Source organism: Serratia myotis, assembly GCF_027474885.1.
Lineage (GTDB): Bacteria > Pseudomonadota > Gammaproteobacteria > Enterobacterales > Enterobacteriaceae > Serratia > Serratia proteamaculans.
On record NZ_CP099707.1, the window covers coordinates 5,280,915 to 5,299,465 of the forward strand.

15 protein-coding genes are annotated in these 18,551 nt (G+C 55.7%); 7 read left to right on the top strand and 8 right to left on the bottom strand.

Features of this window, described 5'->3' with window-relative positions:
* Window positions 1–535: 535 nt before the first annotated feature.
* Entirely contained in the window at window positions 536–2,530 is a 1,995-nt protein-coding gene (gene pdeR / locus NHG65_RS24825; protein WP_099065458.1) for a cyclic di-GMP phosphodiesterase, read from the top strand.
* Between the two features lie 16 nt (window positions 2,531–2,546).
* Here pdeR and NHG65_RS24830 read toward each other — a convergent pair whose 3' ends face one another.
* Window positions 2,547–3,413 (bottom strand): crotonase/enoyl-CoA hydratase family protein, encoded by an 867-nt coding sequence (locus NHG65_RS24830; protein WP_085119944.1) that lies wholly within the window; start codon window positions 3,411–3,413, stop codon window positions 2,547–2,549.
* 465 nt (window positions 3,414–3,878) lie between these two features.
* On the opposite strand from NHG65_RS24830, the gene yhjD reads away from it, so the two are divergent.
* From yhjD to NHG65_RS24845, 3 genes are all read left to right on the top strand, one after another.
* Complete coding sequence (yhjD, locus tag NHG65_RS24835) at window positions 3,879–4,898, top strand: inner membrane protein YhjD (RefSeq protein WP_085119945.1); 1,020 nt, start codon at window positions 3,879–3,881, stop codon at window positions 4,896–4,898.
* 328 nt (window positions 4,899–5,226) lie between these two features.
* Window positions 5,227–6,549: an MFS transporter gene (locus tag NHG65_RS24840; protein WP_099065457.1), complete on the top strand. Its 1,323-nt coding sequence runs from the start codon at window positions 5,227–5,229 to the stop codon at window positions 6,547–6,549.
* 107 nt (window positions 6,550–6,656) lie between these two features.
* Window positions 6,657–7,421 carry a CDP-diacylglycerol diphosphatase gene (locus NHG65_RS24845; RefSeq protein WP_261427800.1) on the top strand — a complete coding sequence of 255 codons (765 nt, stop codon included), beginning with the start codon at window positions 6,657–6,659 and terminating at the stop codon, window positions 7,419–7,421.
* 32 nt (window positions 7,422–7,453) lie between these two features.
* On the opposite strand, the gene NHG65_RS24850 is transcribed toward NHG65_RS24845, so the two are convergent.
* Window positions 7,454–9,487 carry an AsmA family protein gene (locus tag NHG65_RS24850; protein ID WP_499182785.1) on the bottom strand — a complete coding sequence of 678 codons (2,034 nt, stop codon included), beginning with the start codon at window positions 9,485–9,487 and terminating at the stop codon, window positions 7,454–7,456.
* Between the two features lie 102 nt (window positions 9,488–9,589).
* Window positions 9,590–10,375: a cyclic-guanylate-specific phosphodiesterase gene (gene pdeH / locus NHG65_RS24855; protein ID WP_207980122.1), complete on the bottom strand. Its 786-nt coding sequence runs from the start codon at window positions 10,373–10,375 to the stop codon at window positions 9,590–9,592.
* 143 nt (window positions 10,376–10,518) lie between these two features.
* Here pdeH and NHG65_RS24860 point away from each other — a divergent pair, with 143 nt between their 5' ends.
* Entirely contained in the window at window positions 10,519–10,722 is a 204-nt protein-coding gene (locus NHG65_RS24860; protein ID WP_004951695.1) for a 2-hydroxymuconate tautomerase family protein, read from the top strand.
* A 166-nt stretch (window positions 10,723–10,888) separates the two neighbouring features.
* A complete protein-coding gene (gene kdgK / locus NHG65_RS24865) occupies window positions 10,889–11,821 on the top strand; it encodes a 2-dehydro-3-deoxygluconokinase (protein WP_499182786.1) in 933 nt (310 codons plus the stop codon).
* A gap of 182 nt (window positions 11,822–12,003) precedes the next feature.
* Here the strand turns inward: kdgK and ilvC are convergent, their stop codons facing one another.
* Window positions 12,004–13,479, bottom strand: coding sequence for a ketol-acid reductoisomerase (gene ilvC, locus NHG65_RS24870; protein WP_099065452.1), 1,476 nt, complete (start codon window positions 13,477–13,479; stop codon window positions 12,004–12,006).
* A 236-nt stretch (window positions 13,480–13,715) separates the two neighbouring features.
* Here ilvC and ilvY point away from each other — a divergent pair, with 236 nt between their 5' ends.
* Window positions 13,716–14,600 carry an HTH-type transcriptional activator IlvY gene (gene ilvY / locus NHG65_RS24875; protein WP_099065451.1) on the top strand — a complete coding sequence of 295 codons (885 nt, stop codon included), beginning with the start codon at window positions 13,716–13,718 and terminating at the stop codon, window positions 14,598–14,600.
* Here ilvY and NHG65_RS24880 read toward each other — a convergent pair.
* The 4 genes from NHG65_RS24880 to ilvA all read right to left on the bottom strand — a co-directional run bounded on the left by NHG65_RS24880 (window position 14,595) and on the right by ilvA (window position 18,550).
* On the bottom strand, window positions 14,595–15,296 hold the full coding sequence (locus NHG65_RS24880; protein WP_099065450.1) for a DUF2461 domain-containing protein: 702 nt from the start codon (window positions 15,294–15,296) through the stop codon (window positions 14,595–14,597). The two genes, ilvY and NHG65_RS24880, sit on opposite strands and share 6 nt — an antisense overlap.
* A 25-nt stretch (window positions 15,297–15,321) precedes the next feature.
* A complete protein-coding gene (gene ssi4, locus NHG65_RS24885) occupies window positions 15,322–15,852 on the bottom strand; it encodes an immunity protein Sip4 (protein WP_499182787.1) in 531 nt (176 codons plus the stop codon).
* 44 nt (window positions 15,853–15,896) lie between these two features.
* Window positions 15,897–16,892 (bottom strand): Ssp4 family T6SS effector, encoded by a 996-nt coding sequence (gene ssp4, locus NHG65_RS24890; RefSeq protein WP_099065448.1) that lies wholly within the window; start codon window positions 16,890–16,892, stop codon window positions 15,897–15,899.
* Between the two features lie 113 nt (window positions 16,893–17,005).
* Entirely contained in the window at window positions 17,006–18,550 is a 1,545-nt protein-coding gene (ilvA, locus tag NHG65_RS24895; protein WP_099065447.1) for a threonine ammonia-lyase, biosynthetic, read from the bottom strand.
* Window position 18,551 lies beyond the last annotated feature (1 nt).

The following is an 18,551-nucleotide window of genomic DNA, read 5'->3' on the forward strand; positions in this document are numbered from 1 at the left end:
TCAGGAGCGCTGTACGTGAACAGGCTCATCTTTCGTCGGAGATAATAATAGGCCGATAAATATATAGTAATGCGATGCTGTGTAAATTTATTAAAGCCCGAAACACTTTTATTCATCAATAATGAATGAATTATGAAGATAATGTGTATTAACTGGAAATTTTGGTTTCCCATCACATAAAACTCACCACAACATGGAGTTTAATTCTATAGGATTACTCCTGCCAACGGCCCACTTTATTATAATGTAGACCTCTGTGCTACAACCGCCCTGCAACAAGCTGATAGCCGTGCCAATGCGCTGAGATCGCATGGATCTCTCGAAACCTCAGGTTCTCACATACACTCTAAGGCAAGGGGATAATCGAACGATTACAGAGCAAAACTAATTATTGCTTATATAATAGTTTCATCCCCCACCGGTGAAAAACGTGTTATATGATGGAGATACGTGCACTACGGCCACTCCCGGGCCAATAACCTGCGGCTGCGCTCCTTGCACAGACCTGGCTGTCGTGCCCTTTTGAGGAATCATCATGTTCGCAGACCAAGGCCCTATGCTTCTTAACGCCCACTTCGGCACCAACAGTCCTTATTGGCGGTTGACGTTTGACAGCAACGCCCTGGCGTTGTCGGCAGTTAAAGGCAAAACCCATATGGCCGTGGCGCTCAGCGCCATGCAGGCAGCAAAAATCCGTCGCCTAAGTGGCATTACCGCCAGCCTTGATATCACCATCACGATCAGCGGTGAGCCAATACACCTGCATCTGGTCGGGCGCAGAATCAACAATCTGGAGTGGGCGGGCACCGCTTCCGCCTTCAGCGATACCCAATCAGTCGCCCGTGATTTGGTGCACGGCCTTTCTTTCGCCGAACAGGTGGTATCTGAAGCCAACTCTGTGATTGTGATTGTCGATCAGCATGGCCGTATTCAGCGCTTCAACCGTCTGAGTGAAGAGTACACCGGCCTGCACGAACATGATGTTATTGGTAAAAACGTCTTTCAGCTGTTTATGAGCCCGGAGGAAGCTTCGGCATCGCGGCGCAACATCGCCGGCTTTTTCCGTAATGGGTCGTCCTATGAGGTGGAGCGCTGGATCAAAACGGTAAAGGGCGAGCGGCTGTTTTTGTTCCGCAACAAGTTCGTTCACAGCGGCAGCGGTAAAAATGAAGTCTTTCTGATCTGCTCCGGCACCGATATCACCGAAGAGCGTCGCGCCCAGGAACGTCTGCGGGTGCTGGCCAATACCGACATCATCACCGGCCTGCCTAACCGCAATGCCATTCAGGACAAAATCACCCAGTCGATCGCCGCACGCGATGGCAGCAACGTTGGGTTGGTGTATCTCGATCTCGACAACTTTAAAAAGGTTAATGACGCCTACGGCCATATGTTCGGCGATCGTTTACTGGTAGAGGTGTCGCTGGCAGTGCTCGGCTGTCTGGCTGAGGACCAAACCCTGGCCCGACTGGGGGGCGATGAATTTCTGGTACTGGCCCAGCAGGCCGACCGCGAAATGCTGCAACGCCTGGCTCAACGTATTATCGACCGGCTGAAAACGCCGTTCCGTATAGGGCTAATCGAGGTTTATACCGGCTGCTCTATTGGTATTGCGCTGTGTCCAGAACATGGCAACGATCTCGACAGCCTGATCCGCAGCGCCGATACCGCCATGTACGTCGCCAAAGAGCACGGCAAACGGACCTATACCGTGTTCTCGCCGGAAATGAACAAACGCGTCGCGGAATACATGTGGCTGGATACCAACCTGCGTAAGGGATTGGAGCAAAACCAGCTGGTGGTGTATTACCAGCCAAAAATCGAGGCGATCAGCGGCAAAGTCTGCAGTGTGGAAGCGCTGGTACGCTGGGATTCACCCGAGCGCGGTCTGATCCCACCGCTGCAGTTTATCTCTTACGCCGAAGAGTCCGGCCTGATCGGCCCACTCGGCCGCTGGGTGCTGCAAACCGCCGCCAAACAGGCCGCTCACTGGCAACGACAAGGGCTGCAACTGCGAGTCGCGGTCAATCTTTCCGCCCGGCAATTGGTTGATGACTCTATCGTTGAGGATTTGGCACAGGTGTTACTGCAAAATCAACTGGCCCCCTGCCTGCTGGACTTCGAACTCACGGAAAGCAGCCTGATTGAAGATGAGAAACGCGCACGCGAAGTGATTACCCGGCTACGTGAGCTGGGTGCACAGGTTCATCTTGATGATTTTGGCACCGGTTACTCTTCGCTGGCGCAGCTGGCGCGTATTCCGCTGGATGCCATTAAGCTGGATAAAAGCTTTGTGCGTGGCGTGAATGATAATCCGGTTTCACAGTCGCTGGTGCGCGCCATCGTGGCGGCGGCCGAAGCGCTCAAATTCCGGGTGATCGCCGAAGGTGTGGAGACCGAAAGCGAGAACCGATTCCTGGATGAAATCGGCGTGGATGAAAAACAGGGGTTCCTGTTTGCGCGGCCAATGCTCCCGGAACAGCTGGAACATTGGCTGCAGTCTTATCGCCCGCCATCTTCCTCAGCGTGAGGCGGGCAGGGTAACGTTAGCCGGCACGACGCAGGTTCAGCGTGTGGCGATCCTGCAGCATCACCAGGCGTTCAATATAGGCGCGATCCTTCTCCTCGATGGTGAAGGCCGAATGCACCCAGTCTTCGGTAATGTCCATCAGTTCAGAACGCGTTAACTGCAACACCCGCTGACGGGCACGCAGCATGGCACGCATGCCGTTCAGTTTGGGCCGGATGGTATCAATGAAGGTACGGGTAGCCACATAGGCATCGCCGGGCTGGAATAACTGATCGACCAGGCCACGGCTTTCAAACCATTCCGCCGTGTGCGACTCACCGCCCCAAATCAACTCTTCCGCCAGACGCATGTTTCCCTTACGCGCCACCAGCGAATAGCCGCCCATACCGGGGAACAGATTGAAGGCAATTTCCGGGAACCCCATACGCGCATTGTTCTGCGCCAGAACGAAATGGTGCGCCAGCGCCGCCTCAAAGCCACCGCCCAGCGCGCTGCCCTCCACCATCGCGATGCTGACCGCACCGGTATCAAACCCGCGTGCCGCCGCATGCACACAATCAATGCAGGCGCGTGCGTAAGCCATCATCGCCTCACGCTTGCGGTTTTTAATCGCCTCGGCGAAGAACTGCAGATCGCCGCCCACGTTGAACATATTTGGCACCAGCGAGCCAGTAACCCAAAAATCAAACTGCAATGATGACTCTTTGGCCGCCTGCGCCAGCGTCATGATGTCTTCAATTAACGCCTGATTGAAGCAAGGACGCGGTTCGGCGCGCAGCAGCATCCACATGATGTGCCGCTCTTCCTCATAGTAGGCGGAGATTTGTGTCAAATTGCCCGCTTCGGTAAACGGACGACAGGTGGGGTGATTAAGTAATTTCATATGACCTTCCATTTTATCCAGTGATAACAGGTGAAACCGTTCCAGCCCCTACGGCTGCAGTGATGCTGCGGCAGGTAAACCGCAGCGCCACATCATGAGTAAACGCTTTCTTAGTGATGAAACAGATAAAAATTGGAGGCCGATGAACGAAAAAAAGCGTGCTGGCACGCGACTGATATAAGAATTTTACCTATCGGTGGGGAGTAACATTTCACCCGGGGAACGAACGCGCTAAGCTCACAAATTAGCCTGTTGCCCAACCCGGCGGCCAAATCAGCGCGCCTTTTGGCTATAATCAAGGCTGAGAGAGCCTCTACCCTAAAGACTTCGAGTTGCAGGAAGGCGGCAACTGAGCGAATCCCGATGAGCTTACTTGAGTAAGTGATTTGGGTAAGTGAGGGCAGCCAACGCGCATGCAAGTTGAAGTATGACGGGTATATTCATCGTTAAGGAAATCGTGACGTAATGCCTACAGGATCAGATAAAGACCCCCGCCAGCCCAACAGTGAAGCGCCGCAAAAGCCGCTGATCGCCATCAAAACCGGCCACCAGAATATTGATCGGCGCATCTCCGGTTTTTCACGCCTGGTTGAACGTATCAAGGCCTGGCCAAGCATCGCTCACCTGCTGCGCGCCACCGAACGCTTTAACGATCGTCTGGGTAGCCAGTTCGGCGCCGCCATCACCTATTTCTCGTTTCTTTCGTTGATCCCGATCCTGATGGTGTCGTTTGCCGCCGTCGGCTTTGTACTGGCATCCAATCCTGACCTGCTGACCGGGATAATTAATAAAATTGTCGGTAGCATCAGTGACCCTACGCTGGCCAGCACGCTGAAAAACACCGTCAACACCGCCATTCAGCAACGCACCACCGTCGGGCTGACCGGTCTGGCACTGGCGCTGTATTCGGGGATCAGTTGGATGGGTAACCTGCGTGAGGCGATCCGCGCGCAATCGCGGGATGTCTGGGAACGTAATCCGCAGGATCAGGAAAAAATCTATTTCAAATACACCCGCGACTTTGTCTCGCTAAGTGGTCTGGTAGTGGCGCTGATTATCACCCTGACGCTGACCTCCATCGCCGGTTCGGCACAGTCGGCGATCGTCCGGGCGCTGGGTCTGGAAGGCATCGAGTGGCTGCGGCCGGCGATGACGCTGATTGCGCTGTCGATCTCCATCTTCGCCAACTACCTGCTGTTCCTGTGGATCTTCTGGATGTTGCCGCGGCATAAGCCGAAGAAAAAGGCGCTGTTGCGCGGCACGTTACTTGCCGCCATTGGTTTCGAAGTGATTAAGTTTGTGATGACCATGACGCTGCCACAGGTGGCAAAGTCCCCCTCCGGCGCCGCCTTTGGTTCGGTAATTGGGCTGATGGCGTTTTTCTATTTCTTTGCCCGCCTGACGCTATTCTGCGCCGCCTGGATCGCCACTGCGCAGTATAAAGAAGATAAAACCCTGCCAACGTCCGAACAATCCGCACCCTGAAGCAATGCAATCATACCGGCCACTCTCTGGTGGCTGGTTTTTTATTCCAACCTTAAGCCAACAAACCAGCATATAAAACCAAAAAACCACCATCAAACCTGCCAAACCCAGCATAACAAACTACAGACTAACTTTTCTTTCCGGCTTTTACAGATGTTCAGTCTGCGAATCATTCATTTGGCAACGTTAAAAACCACGCATAAACACACCAATGAAACATTAAGCTTTTTAACCGGTTAATTACGGCATTGTACAAAGTTTCATCATTGAAAAGGCATTTTGCTATGACTAAGATGGATTTTTACAAATTCAAAATATAAGAAAAATTATGCAAGCCTCCATCGCACCAACTCTGGACGCCGACGACGCGTCAACACCGGTTAACTCACGCGGAAAAGTGATTGTCGCCTCGCTGGTCGGGACCGCCATCGAGTTTTTCGATTTCTATATTTACGCCACCGCGGCGGTGATCGTATTCCCGCATATCTTCTTCCCGCAGGGCGATCCCACCACCGCAACGCTACAATCGCTGGCCACCTTTGCCGTCGCCTTTATTGCACGTCCAATTGGCTCGGCGCTGTTCGGCCACTTTGGCGATCGAGTCGGTCGCAAGGTGACGCTGGTCGCCTCGCTGCTCACCATGGGGATTTCCACCGTGCTGATCGGCCTACTGCCAAGCTATGAAACCATTGGCATCTTCGCCCCTATCCTGTTGGCGCTGGCGCGTTTCGGTCAGGGCCTGGGTCTGGGAGGGGAATGGGGCGGCGCCGCCTTGCTGGCCACCGAGAACGCCCCACCCAAGAAGCGTGCGCTGTACGGCTCGTTCCCGCAGTTGGGCGCACCTATCGGCTTCTTCTTCGCTAACGGCACCTTCCTGCTGCTCTCCTGGCTGCTGACGGACCAACAGTTTATGGAATGGGGCTGGCGCGTGCCGTTTATCCTGTCCGCCGCGCTGGTGCTGATCGGCCTGTATGTGCGGGTATCGCTGCATGAAACGCCGGTGTTCGCCAAGGTGGCCAAAGCCGGCAAGCAGGTGAAAATCCCGCTCGGCACTCTGCTGAGCAAACACCTGAAGGCAACGATCCTCGGCACCTTTATCATGCTGGCGACCTATACCCTGTTCTATCTGATGACGGTTTACTCGATGACCTACGGCACCACGGCGGCCCCGCTGGGGCTGGGGTACTCACGCAACAGCTTCCTGTGGATGCTGATGGTGGCAGTGATTGGCTTTGGCGTAATGGTGCCGATTGCCGGCCTGCTGGCAGATGCCTTTGGTCGCCGCAAGACCATGATCGTCATCACCCTGCTGATGATCGCCTTCGCCTTCCTGTTCCCAAGCATGCTGGGCTCCGGTAACCAGGCGCTGGTGATGGGCTTCCTGCTGTGTGGCCTGAGCATCATGGGCCTGACCTTTGGCCCGATGGGTGCGCTGCTGCCGGAGTTGTTCCCGACCGAAGTCCGTTATACCGGAGCGTCGTTCTCGTACAACGTGGCGTCGATCCTCGGGGCGGCAGTCGCGCCTTATATCGCCACCTGGTTAGCTACGCACTATGGTCTGTTCTATGTCGGGCTGTATCTGGCCTCCATGGCCTGCCTCACGCTGATCGCCCTGTTGCTGATGAAAGAAACCCGAGACCAGTCACTGTAACCCTTCTTAGGCGGCCCCTCCTGTGGGGCCGCATTTCCCGCGTTGTCTCCTGTCATAAAATCAGACTATGCTGAACGCTTCTCCTTTCACGGAAACGGAAATCAATAATGTCTCTGCGCCGCAGACTATTTTTGTACGTTGCGCCGTTGGTGATGATCGCCATCGCGATAGCTGGGGCGCTCTGGATATGGGTGAAACCACCCCAATCGAGCGCGCTGTGGCGCATCGTCAGCCAACAGTGTCTGCCCAATCAGCAGGCGCATAATAATCCGGCACCCTGTGCGCAGGTTGACCCACAGGCCGGCTTTGTGGTGTTCAAAGACCGCAATGGGCCGCTGCAGTATCTGCTGATGCCGAGCGCCAGAATCACCGGTATTGAAAGCCCCGAGGTGCTGGCTGCCACGACCCCAAACTTCTTTGAGCAAGCCTGGCAGGCACGGCACTTTATGGCCGATAAGTACGGCAAGGCGATCGACGACGCCAATATTTCGCTGGCGATTAATTCAGCCTATGGCCGGACCCAGAATCAGTTGCACATTCATATCTCTTGCCTGCTGCCGTCGGTAAAAACGCAGTTGGCGCAGTACGCGGCGGATTACAGCGAACAGTGGGAGCCAATACCTGGCGGCCTGCTGGGCCATGATTATCTGGTGCGTCGGGTAACGCCCGAAGAGTTACAAAAACAGGGGGCTTTCCGCCTGCTGGCGGCGGGCGTGGCACGCGCAGACGGTCGCATGGGGAGCTTTGGGTTGGCGATGACGGCGCTGCCGGGCGGCGATTTTCTGTTGCTGGCCACCGAGCGTAGCCTGCTACCATTTACCCTGGCCTCGGCGGAAGAGATCCAGGATCATGATTGCCAGGTACTGAAGTAAAAAGCCCGCGGGTTATCAGCGGGCTTTCGTGATCATTTCTTCTGTTTCATCTGCTGCAGAATTTTCCCGCACTGGTTTTCTTCACCGCCTTCACTGGGGGAAACCAGTGCCAGCAGGGCCGCTGCCGGCGTCAGCACCACGCCCAGTGCCACCGCCGCCGCACCACGTGCAATCAGCGGGCCGGCCTTCACACCGGCATCCGGGTGCGCGAAGGTGCCTTTCACATACAGCGGCGAACGCAGCGTCAGCACCCGCATGCCCTTGCTTTCCGGATCGATGGACAGGTCCAGCCGTTCCGTGGCGAAGTTGGTATTGCCGCTGATATTGATAATCGCGTTCTCGGTGTCGAACACAAACAGCCGCGGTGCCGCCACGCCGTCACGGATACCGACATCCGCCGCCGCGCAGTTTATCCCCACGACGTCATCACCAAATAGCTGCGCCACCAGATAGTTGCCGACGTTCAACCCGAGGATTTCCATCAGGCTGCGGCTGATCACCCCGTTATTAATCACCATGCGCAGATCGCCGCTGCTGGTTGCCAGCAGATCGGCCACCGAATTACCGCTGCCGGTCAGTTTGGCATCGCCGTTCAGTTGTCCCAGGCTGCGTTTCATCGATCCCACATCCGGCAGCAACTGCTTGAGCTGGAATTTACGCGCATGCATATCTGCCCGCCCCTGCATCGGGTTTTTACTGCCGTCGAGACGGACGGTAGAATTGAGGTTACCGCCCGCCACGCCGAACCGCAGCGGATCCATCAGGATAACGCCGTTATCCAGTTGCAGATGGGTATAGAGATCGCTCAGCGGCAGTGAACTACCGTGTTCAATGCGTTTGGCGGTGAATTTGACGTCGGCATCCATCACCTGCCAGCTTTGGGTATCAAATTTCTCTACCGGCAGTACTTTTCCGGCCGGCTGGCGGCTCTTCTCGCCACGACCGGCTTTTTCCGTATTGGAGTCGGCGCCAATCAGCGGGGCCAGATCGGCAAAACGCAGCTGTTTTGACAGCACTTCGCCACTCAATTTGGGGCGTGGTTTACTGGCGACATATTTCAAATCACCGTGGATATCGCTGTCGCCAATTTTGCCGTCAAATTTCTGGTACTGGAACACCGCACCGCCTTTCTCGTGCAGCCGGGCGATCAGGTGGCCATCCGTGGAGTATGGCGGGGTATTCGGCAGCAGCACACCGGTGAGGGCATACAGATTGCCCAGGCTGTCGCCGGAGAATTTAAGCTGCAGATCCAACCCACCGAGGTTCATCGGATCGGACAGCGTACCCGCCACTACCACCCGGGTGGAACCGGAGCGTACATCGGCCTGCAGCGGGAACGGCACCTCGGCATTTTGCAATGACAGCATACCGCCCATCTTGCCGCTGCCCGACAACGGCTCGCCGTTGTATTTACCTTTCACCTTCCAGCCAAAGATATAGTCGGCAGGGATCAGAGTACCGGCACTCTTTTTACCGGTTACCTCACTGAACGGCAAAGGTTTACCGAGCGGATCAATCTCCGCGCGAAAATCAGCCTTCAGCGTGGCGTCTTTGAAAGCAATGTGACCACGGTCGAAAACGATGTCATGAATGTTCACCGACCAGGCGGACGGGGGTTGGTCAGGATCGCCGGCCAGGTTAAAGGTCCAGTTATTCTCACCGTTAGCCAGCCGCTGTAAACTGGCATTTGGCTGCTTGAGCCAGATACGCGGGATCAGCAACTCTTTACCCAACAGCGCCAGCGGCGAGATACTGGCCTCGACGCGTTGCAACTGCACCATGCTGTCGCCAGGAATATTTTTCGGGTTGCCCAGTACGACATCTTCAGCATGAATGCGCGGCCACGGCACCCAGGCGCGCCAGCTACCTTCTTCTTTATCGCGCGACCAGTCCACGCCCAAATCACCACGAATGGCGAACGGACGGTGTAACTCGGCCGACACCTTGTCATTGATGGTTGGTTTGAGACGGTTCCAGTCGAAGGTCAGCACCAAGACCACCAACGCGGCGATGATCAGCAGCACAATGCCGCCAACCCAAGTGAATGCTTTTCCTGTTTTTGTCATAACGGCTCCCTGAACGCGATAACTTACCCATAAATTGATAAGTGGCTTTACCAAGCCTAGCCGAGGATAGGCAAGAGTTCACGCTTTAGCGGGAGACTGGTATCAGGCGGCAGGCATGGAAAATTGCGTAGGCAAGCTTTGCAGAGTATCGAAATGGGCCGGGCGAGACAGATAGTAACCCTGGGCAGCCAGTGCGCCAGAGCGCTGCACCAGCAACCATTCCTGCTCGGTTTCCACCCCTTCGACGATCACCCCTTCGCTGTGTTGATTCATCATTTTGACCAGGGTGGAAAGCAACTGGACGCCGTCCTCTGTCTGTTTGAGCAAGGTGAAAAGCTCACGCGCCACCTTAATGTATTGATAACGCCAGGTGCTGACCGCAGAGAAGTTCGCCAGGCCACTGCCGAAATCATCCAGCCACAGCCGTTCTGCCCCGGCAATCTGCTGCAACGGGCCGTTTAACGCCATCCCTGCGTGCTCCACCAGCTCAAAGCGCAGATAGGGCATGCTGGCAATCTGCCGTTGCAACGCGCCGTGCTGCTGCAACGCCTGCAGTGCAATACCGTCGATATTGACCGAGACCATCAGCCCATGGCGACTCAGCAGCGGCTGCCAATACTGCAGCAGCTCCAGCTGTTCCTGAATGATCTGCAGACGCTTACGGACGTCGAGGGCGGCAAAATAATGCTCCGGGGACAGTGGCTTATCCGGCGCGGCCGGATGATAGACCGCGGTTAGCAGCTCCAGCGCCAGCAAAGCGCCACAGGTGCGGTAGATCGGCTGGAAGGTGTACTGCCGTCGGCATTGCCGCCAATAATGCTGCGCCTTGATATGCGAGCATACGGCGAGGAGTGGCGCCAGCAGACCCGAAGTCATCTTGGTTGTCATTGGTACTATCGCCATCGAAGGGAAATGAAAATGCTCAGGCTGCAGGATCGCCCCTCAGATTTATCGGCAGCGGGCAATAAAACTTTAAGCAGCGGTGAAAGCCTTCTACATTGAATAGCGTATGCACATCCAAGGAGAAAAACATGCCCTACGTAAATATCAAAATTACCCGCGAAGGCGCGACGCCGGAGCAAAAGAAACAGCTGATCGCCGGTGTCACCCAACTGCTGGTAGATACGCTGGGGAAAAACCCGGCCACCACCGTGGTGGTGATTGATGAGGTAGAAACCGACAACTGGGGCATCGGTGGCCACAGCGTCACCGACCTGCGCGCCGCGGCTAAATAGCGGGTGGAGATGGGGTCCGTATCGGGAAACTTTTTAGTTTCCCGATCGCGATCATAAATAAATTAAAACGTTGTTTTATTTTCATTGACTCCCCCCGCCCCTTGCATTGAGACTGGCTGTATTTCGTCCCTATCCATCTTCTTCTTTCAGCCAGGGCTCGTTGACTATGACCACCCAGAATCTTGCCGTGATCGGCGAATGCATGATTGAACTGTCGCAGAAAGGCGCGGATCTAAGCCGCGGTTTTGGCGGTGATACCTTAAACACTGCTGTCTATATCGCCCGTCAGGTAGCAGAAAGCGCGCTGCAGGTGCATTACGTGACCGCACTCGGCACCGACAGTTTCAGCCAGGAAATGCTGCAGTCCTGGCAGCAGGAAAAGGTCCACACCCGCCTGATCCAACGGCTGGAAAACAAACTGCCGGGGCTGTACGTGATTGAAACCGATGACGCCGGCGAACGCACCTTCTATTACTGGCGTAATGATGCGGCCGCTCGCTACTGGCTGGCAGGCCCGCAGGCGGAGAGCCTGTGCGAGCAACTGGCCCAATTCGATTATCTGTACCTGAGCGGCATCAGCCTGGCGATCCTCGACGCCGCCAGCCGCAGCAAATTGCTAGCGTTGCTAAAACAGTGTCGCGCCAACGGCGGCAAGGTGATTTTCGATAACAACTATCGGCCCCGCCTGTGGCAAAGCCGGGAAGAAACGCAGCAGGCGTACCGCGAAGTGTTGGCCTGTACCGACATTGCCTTCCTGACGCTGGATGACGAGGACTTGCTGTGGGGTAAACTCCCGGTGGAACAGGTGGTACAGCGCACCCAACTGCTGGGCGTGACGGAAATAGTGATTAAACGCGGCGCAGACTCCTGCCTGGTATTTAGCGCCGAAGGCAGCGAATTTGAGATCCCGGCGGTGCGTTTACCAAAAGAAAAAGTGGTGGATACCACCGCGGCGGGCGATTCCTTCAGTGCCGGTTATCTGGCGATACGCTTAACCGGCGGTGATGCCGTGCAGGCGGCGCAGCGCGGTCATCTGACCGCCAGCACGGTGATCCAGTACCCTGGGGCCATTATCCCACTGGCCGCGATGCCGCAATAAAATGCGAAAGGCCAGCAACGATGCTGGCCTTTTTATTGGACTCGAAAACCCATCTTAATACCCTAGGGATTTCAGGTTGTAGCCAGGCGCCAAGCTATCTCATCCCCAGGCGCTTACTTTAGTAAGTAACTGGGGTGTGATAGTGCAGGTAACAACGCTACAGCCTGAAAGACGACGGGTATTTAGCCTGCCACCGCGATACGTTTCATATCGGTCATATACCCGCGCAGTTTGCGGCCAACGGATTCGATTGGGTGATTGCGCACCGCTTCGTTCACGTCACGCAGTTGCGCGTTGTCTACTGAAGTACCGGCAACAGATTTACCCAAATCGCCCGCCTGCAGCGTCGTCATAAACTCTTTCAGCAACGGCACTGCCGCGTTGGCGAACAGGTAGTTACCGTATTCTGCGGTATCAGAGATAACCACGTTCATTTCGTACAGACGCTTACGCGCAATGGTGTTGGCGATCAGCGGCAGTTCGTGCAGTGATTCGTAGTAAGCAGATTCTTCGATGATGCCCGCGTCAACCATGGTTTCAAACGCCAGCTCAACACCGGCTTTCACCATAGCAACCATCAGTACGCCATGGTCAAAGTATTCCTGCTCGCTGATTTTACCTTCGAACTGTGGCGCATTCTCGAACGCCGATTTTCCGGTCTCTTCACGCCAGTTCAGCAGTTTCACGTCGTCTTCTGCCCAGTCGGCCATCATGCCACCGGAGAAAGCGCCGGAGATGATGTCGTCCATATGTTTCTGGAACAGAGGCGCCATGATCTCTTTCAACTGCTCAGACAGCGCATAGGCACGCAGTTTGGCCGGGTTGGACAGGCGATCCATCATCAGGGTGATGCCGCCCTGCTTCAGCGCTTCGGTGATGGTTTCCCAACCGAACTGAATCAGTTTTTCTGCGTAAGCCGGTTCGGTGCCTTCAGCAACCAGTTTGTCGAAGCACAGCAGTGAACCCGCCTGCAGCATGCCACACAGAATGGTTTGCTCACCCATCAGGTCAGATTTCACTTCGGCAACGAAGGAAGATTCCAGTACGCCCGCACGGTGGCCGCCGGTCGCAGCTGCCCAGGCTTTGGCAATCGCCATGCCTTCGCCTTTAGGATCGTTTTCCGGGTGAACCGCAATCAGGGTCGGCACACCGAAACCACGTTTGTATTCTTCACGGACTTCGGTACCCGGACATTTTGGCGCAACCATCACTACGGTGATGTCTTTACGCACCTGCTCGCCCACTTCAACGATGTTGAAGCCGTGGGAGTAGCCCAGCGCCGCGCCGTCCTTCATCAGCGGCTGTACGGCACGAACTACCGAGGTGTGCTGCTTGTCTGGCGTCAGGTTAACCACCAGGTCTGCCTGGGGGATCAAGTCTTCGTAGGTCCCTACCTTGAAGCCGTTTTCGGTCGCTTTACGCCATGAAGGACGTTTTTCATCGATGGCTTCTTTACGCAGGGCATAAGCCACATCCAGGCCAGAGTCACGCATGTTCAGGCCCTGGTTCAGACCCTGGGCGCCACAGCCGACAATCACCACTTTTTTGCCTTTCAGGTAGCCGGCTTCATCAGCGAATTCGTCACGTGCCATAAAGCGGCATTTACCCAATTGCGCCAACTGCTGACGCAGGTTCAATGTGTTGAAATAGTTAGCCATGGTGGTACTCCGTTAGATGTTGTGTCTTGCATACCCGTCGTCTTTCAAATTGCAGCGTTGTTATCTGCACTAGCTGCAAATTGAAATACATAGGGTGCATGTTATTTTCATTCCCCGCCCTGTCTGTGCGGAGATTCGTTGAACTCAATGTATAACAGGAAACGCGTTGCTTAAATTGATATATTACGAATGTGACATTGCAATTTATGCAACACTCTTGCTGCGAGCGTACTGATATGGATTTGCGTGATTTAAAGCTGTTCCTCCATCTGGCTGAAAGCCATCACTTTGGCCGCACCGCCAAGGCGATGCACGTCAGCCCTTCGACGCTTTCCCGCCAGATCCAACGGCTGGAAGAGATCCTCGGGCAGCCGCTGTTTTTGCGCGATAACCGCACCGTGCAGCTCACCGACGCCGGTGAACAGCTAAAAGATTTTGCCCAGCAGACGCTGCTGCAATACCAGCAACTGAAACATTCGCTGGGTCAACACGGTCCTTCGCTAAGCGGTGAGTTACGGCTATTTTGCTCGGTCACCGCCGCCTACAGCCACCTGCCGCCGATCCTCGATCGCTTCCGCGCGCAGCATCCACTGGTCGAAATCAAGCTGACCACCGGTGATGCCGCCGATGCGGTCGACAAGGTGCAGTCCAACGAAGCCGACCTCGGCATTGCCGGCCGGCCCGAAACCCTGCCCACCAGCGTAGCGTTCACCAAAATCGGTGAGATCCCGCTGGTGCTGATTGCTCCGGCGTTGCCCTGCGCAGTACGCAGTCAGGCGTTTGCCGAGCAGCCCGACTGGGCCAATATTCCGTTTATTTTGCCGGAGCACGGCCCGTCGCGAAAACGCATCGAACTGTGGTTCCGTCGCCAGCGCATCACCAACCCGCTGATTTACGCCACCGTTGGCGGCCATGAGGCCATCGTTTCGATGGTGGCGCTGGGCTGCGGTATCGCGCTGATCCCCGGCGTGGTGGTGGAAAATAGCCCGGAACCGGTGCGTAACCGCATCTCGCAGCTGGAAAATATTTCCATGGTCGAGCCGTTCGAACTGGGGGTCTGCGTGCAGAAAAAACGCCTCAGCGATCCGCTGATCGACGCTTTCTGGCGTTTACTGTCATAAGTCAGAGGGATCGACCTGTTTCATCGCCTCTACCTGCATCAGCCAATGGTAGAGCGGTTCCAGTTGCAGGAAACCCTGCGCCAGAGTCTGCACCAAACCGGCGTTGAACAGCTTTTCTACCTGACTGTCGGTTGCCATTACCGCAAAGGATTTGCGGTTGTACCAGGTGGCGATCTCCGCCGCCTGCTCTTTCACCAAGGGTCGCTTGTAGCTTTCGCCCACCAGCTCGAACGGTGGCTGACAGCAGGCCGCGACCTCTAAAAAGGGCTGCGGTCGGCGCTGCAGCGTATGGCGAAACAGGTCCATGGTCGGTTTGTTGGCGCTGTAATAACCCAGCCCGTAGCGCAACATGTCCGGCCCCAGTTCGAAGAAGTACACCGGCGCGTCCTTCCAGTCTTTGCTTGGCCGTTTGAACGTCAGCCACATGCGGCTGCGGTAACGCGATTTATCGTGGGAAAAACGCGTGTCACGGTGAATGCGCGACAGCGTTTTGCCGATCGCCGGACGAGTCTCGAACAGGGGATCGATCGCCAACATCGCCGGGCTCAACTCCGCCACCAGCGAACGGAACGGCGTCAGCAGTTCGCTATCGTAAACACCGCGGTTGGCCTCAAACCACTCCTTGTCGTTCTCGACGCGCACCTGCTGGAGAAAATTCAGGCCCTGCTGGCTAAAACCGTTAAATTGTTGCGTCATATTCCTTCCCGTAACGAGGTTTCTATCAGGGGTTACGCATGGCTTCCATCTGCCAACGGCGCTTTACAAAAACACGTCGGCGCGTCCTGAAATAGGCAACATACAGATAAAACACCGTCCGATTACTGAAAATAACCCCGCCAATGCAGGCACACAGCAACATCAGGCCATTGGCCATACCGGTGATGTTCGCTATCCAGGCCGCGACTGCACCGATCAAAAACACGGCCAGCATGCCGAGATAATATTTCAGTAATAACACTCCGACATTTTTACCCTGAACCAATTGAAATAAAATCAGCGTCATCCACACAGCCATGACGGCACCGCTGCCCAACAGTGTGGCGGCCGAAGCACGGCCGGTTGCGGCAAAGGCCAAATCGGCCAATAGCCCCATGGTTCCTGCCATTCCCAGTGTGAGACAAATCAGCAGCAACATGACATTGCCCACGCCCGGCGGCGACAAACGCTGCCCCGGCGTCAGAAAATATTGATCTAGCTGCGCATCCACGCCGGCATAGACGGCCGGATCCCGCTGCAAGATTTGATGTTCCATTTCTCGCCCTTGAGATATCAGGCGGTTAATCATCCAGTCTGACATTACCTCACCATCTGCGGTAATTTTTGCATGATCCCAACAAAATATTGCCCCGTTTCCTTCACATTAACCGGCGAGGACAAAGTACCGCTGATACCGCTGCCCACAAAGGCCATAGAGTTATTCAGCGCCGACCGCAATTGCTGTCGGAGTCCGTTCTGGAGGGCTTGCGTTGGATAGCGTTTCGGGTATAAGCCCGCATTAACCATCTGTTTTAATACTTGATTGGAAATACCCGGATTCTCCGCCCGTATGATGCTCTCAGTGAGTCTTTTTCTTTCACTACGGGGCATGCTTTTTAGCCACTCCGTCGCCTTACGCGATGAAACCCTTCGCATTGCGCGATAGGTCATCGCCGCTTCTTTCAATGCGGCCCCTGCGCTCGCCAAAGAGATCACGTCCAAAATGGTGCTGGTAGCAACATACCACTGTTCCGAATCCAACTGCGCAAGCTCATCGCCTTTCCCGTCATAAAGCTTATTCACACGATACAGGCCATTGCCACACTGTAAGGCACTGGCGGCCATGCCGGCATAGCCTAAATAGGCGACCGCCGAACTGGTACCGCCGGTAAAGGGCACCGCGACGCTCCCCGACGCCAGTAAAAAAACGGAGACCAGCAGTGTGCCGCAAGATAGCGCCGCCGACGCAAGTTCTTTGCCGACGTTCGGTTTGGTCAAAGCCTCAGACAGGGTATTGGTCGCCGCGGTACGCGAAGTATGGGCAACGGTTTTGGTGATCACCACGTGAGTGACCTGCGAGGACGTTGAGTAACCGGTATGTTTGGTCGGCCTGACCAAATACGAATTTTGGCCGTCAGAAAAAATAATGCCCACCCCATGAAAAGCGATGCTGCAGTCCAGGGAGTCCTGCAAGGCCTGTAAATCAATATCCCGATACAGTTCCTGCACATTGCTGTTACCGAGCATACGAGCGAACTCGGCGCGGGTTAATTGATCTTCGGGAGAACCAAATGGCGAAGAAAAGGCCGTTGTCATTGTCGCGCATCCCTATACGTCAAAAGTCTTGGCAGTATAAAAATGCACAACAAAATCACAACTACGCAACCCATAAACTGATTTATAGGTCACGATTACTTATGTATTTCTTCTCATCCCTGCAAAAAGAAGCGGAACGCCGGGTTGTCGGTTTCATCGTGACAATCGTAACCCAGCGCCTGCAGGTGCTGCTCAAACTCAGGTTCGGTCTGCGACAGCTCAAAGCCTGCCAGCACGCGGCCAAAATCGGTGCCGTGGCTGCGGTAGTGGAACAGTGAAATATTCCAGTGGGTGCCCAAGGTCTGCAGAAACTTCAGCAGCGCGCCCGGTGACTCCGGGAACTCAAAGCTGTACAGACGCTCGCGCAACGGCTTCGAAGGCCGCCCACCGACCATGTAGCGTACATGCAACTTGGCCATTTCATCGTCGGACAAGTCCACCACCTGATAACCATCGGCATGCAATTCTTCGATGATTTCCAGTCGTTCGGCATGGCCGCGCGTCAGACGCACGCCGACGAAAATGCAGGCGTTATCTGCATCGGCATAGCGGTAGTTGAACTCGGTGACCGAGCGCCCGCCCAGCAGTTGGCAAAACTTCAGGAAGCTGCCCTTCTGTTCTGGGATGGTCACGGCCAACAGCGCTTCGCGTTGCTCGCCCAACTCGCAGCGTTCCGACACATAGCGCAAACCGTGGAAGTTCAGGTTGGCACCGGACAGCACGTGCGCCAGGCGCTCCCCCTGGATGTTGTGCTGCTGTACGTACTTTTTCAGCCCGGCCAGTGCCAGCGCACCGGAGGGTTCGGCAATGGCACGCACGTCTTCAAACAGATCTTTGACCGCTGCGCAGATGGCATCGCTGTCGACGGTGATCACGTCGTCCAGGTATTCCCGGCACAGGCGGAAGGTTTCATCACCGATGCGCTTTACCGCCACGCCTTCGGCAAACAGCCCAACGCGGGCCAGATCCACCGGATGCCCGGCATCCAGCGCCGCACGCAGGCAGGCGGAGTCTTCCGCCTCCACGCCGATCACTTTGATTTGCGGCATCAGTTGCTTGATCAATACCGCTACACCCGCCGCCAGACCGCCACCGCCCACCGGCACAAATACCCGGTCGAGGTGCGCGTCTTGCTGCAGCAGTTCCATCGCCAGCGTGCCCTGCCCGGCGATCACCGTTGGGTGGTCGAACGGCGGCACAAAGGTCATGCCCTGCTTGAGCGAAAGCTCAATCGCTCTGGCCTTGGCTTCATCAAAATTGGCACCGTGCAACAGCACTTCGCCGCCGAAGCCACGCACCGCATCCACTTTGATGTCCGCGGTGGTTACCGGCATCACGATCAGCGTTTTGATCCCTAAGCGTTTACCAGAGTAGGCCACGCCCTGCGCATGGTTACCGGCCGAAGCCGTCACCACGCCGCGCGCCTTTTGTTCTTCGTTCAGGCTGGCGATCATCGCGTAAGCCCCGCGCAGCTTGAAGCTGTGCACCGGCTGACGATCTTCGCGCTTCACCAAAATGGTATTGCCGAGGCGCGAAGAGATTTTGCTCATGGCCTGTAGCGGGGTGACCTGAGCCACCTCGTAAACCGGCGAGCGGAGCACCGCTCGCAAATACTCCGCGCCACAGGGGGCGTCGGGTAGGGGTTGCGATTCCGCCATG

Bases quoted from the DNA above. Each gene is read 5' to 3' on its own strand.
- ssp4 (WP_099065448.1), bottom strand. From the start codon at position 16,892: ATGACAACGGCCTTTTCTTCGCCATTTGGTTCTCCCGAAGATCAATTA.
- pdeH (WP_207980122.1), bottom strand. From the start codon at position 10,375: ATGACAACCAAGATGACTTCGGGTCTGCTGGCGCCACTCCTCGCCGTA.
- NHG65_RS24850 (WP_499182785.1), bottom strand. From the start codon at position 9,487: ATGACAAAAACAGGAAAAGCATTCACTTGGGTTGGCGGCATTGTGCTG.
- NHG65_RS24860 (WP_004951695.1), top strand. From the start codon at position 10,519: ATGCCCTACGTAAATATCAAAATTACCCGCGAAGGCGCGACGCCGGAG.
- NHG65_RS24880 (WP_099065450.1), bottom strand. From the start codon at position 15,296: ATGACGCAACAATTTAACGGTTTTAGCCAGCAGGGCCTGAATTTTCTC.
- ssi4 (WP_499182787.1), bottom strand. From the start codon at position 15,852: ATGGAACATCAAATCTTGCAGCGGGATCCGGCCGTCTATGCCGGCGTG.
- NHG65_RS24840 (WP_099065457.1), top strand. From the start codon at position 5,227: ATGCAAGCCTCCATCGCACCAACTCTGGACGCCGACGACGCGTCAACA.
- NHG65_RS24845 (WP_261427800.1), top strand. From the start codon at position 6,657: ATGTCTCTGCGCCGCAGACTATTTTTGTACGTTGCGCCGTTGGTGATG.
- ilvA (WP_099065447.1), bottom strand. From the start codon at position 18,550: ATGGCGGAATCGCAACCCCTACCCGACGCCCCCTGTGGCGCGGAGTAT.
- NHG65_RS24830 (WP_085119944.1), bottom strand. From the start codon at position 3,413: ATGAAATTACTTAATCACCCCACCTGTCGTCCGTTTACCGAAGCGGGC.
- ilvC (WP_099065452.1), bottom strand. From the start codon at position 13,479: ATGGCTAACTATTTCAACACATTGAACCTGCGTCAGCAGTTGGCGCAA.
- yhjD (WP_085119945.1), top strand. From the start codon at position 3,879: ATGCCTACAGGATCAGATAAAGACCCCCGCCAGCCCAACAGTGAAGCG.
- kdgK (WP_499182786.1), top strand. From the start codon at position 10,889: ATGACCACCCAGAATCTTGCCGTGATCGGCGAATGCATGATTGAACTG.
- pdeR (WP_099065458.1), top strand. From the start codon at position 536: ATGTTCGCAGACCAAGGCCCTATGCTTCTTAACGCCCACTTCGGCACC.
- ilvY (WP_099065451.1), top strand. From the start codon at position 13,716: ATGGATTTGCGTGATTTAAAGCTGTTCCTCCATCTGGCTGAAAGCCAT.